Origin of the sequence: Pseudomonas sp. MF6767, assembly GCF_016405475.1 — a bacterium.
Taxonomy (GTDB): Bacteria; Pseudomonadota; Gammaproteobacteria; order Pseudomonadales; family Pseudomonadaceae; genus Aquipseudomonas; species Aquipseudomonas paracarnis.
Genome location: NZ_JAEKCY010000063.1, coordinates 1 through 547, shown reverse-complemented (window position 1 = coordinate 547; position 547 = coordinate 1). Strand labels below are relative to the sequence as shown.

Sequence of the window (547 nt, the reverse complement as noted above, 5' to 3'; positions counted from 1 at the left end):
ATCGAGAGCTACCTCAAGCGTGCGGCGATCAAGTTGGGGATCAGCGGACGGCACTCGTTGTTGCGGTGGATGTACTCGACCGAAGACTAAGATCGTTCCCACGCTCCGCGTGGGAATGGATCCCGTGACGCTCTGCGTCACTGTGGACGCAGAGCGTCCATGGCGGCGTTCCCACGCGGAGTGAGGGAACGATCAACACATCACCGCGCTGCAGCCATCGCTCCCGGACAGCCCGTGCGCAGTGCCTCAACCCCAGGGCATCGACACCTTGCGCCGACGCATCCAGGAGCGCCTGGTGCAATCGGGGCTTACCTTGTCCAACCGTGAACTGGAAGTGTGCGTAGGCCTGCTGGCCGGGCGCACCGCGCCGGAGTTGGCCGAGCAACTGGCGTTGAAGGTCAACACCATCGAGAGCTACCTCAAGCGTGCGGCGATCAAGTTGGGGATCAGCGGACGGCACTCGTTGTTGCGGTGGATGTACTCGACCGAAGACTAAGATCGTTCCCACGCTCCGCGTGGGAATGGATCCCGTGACGCTCTGCGTCAC

General features: G+C 62.7%; 1 pseudogene. It reads left to right on the top strand.

The features are described 5' to 3' along the window. Positions 1–190: 190 nt before the first annotated feature. Positions 191–496 (top strand): annotated as a pseudogene (locus JFT58_RS30110) (helix-turn-helix transcriptional regulator); the annotation flags it as partial. Positions 497–547: the final 51 nt, after the last annotated feature.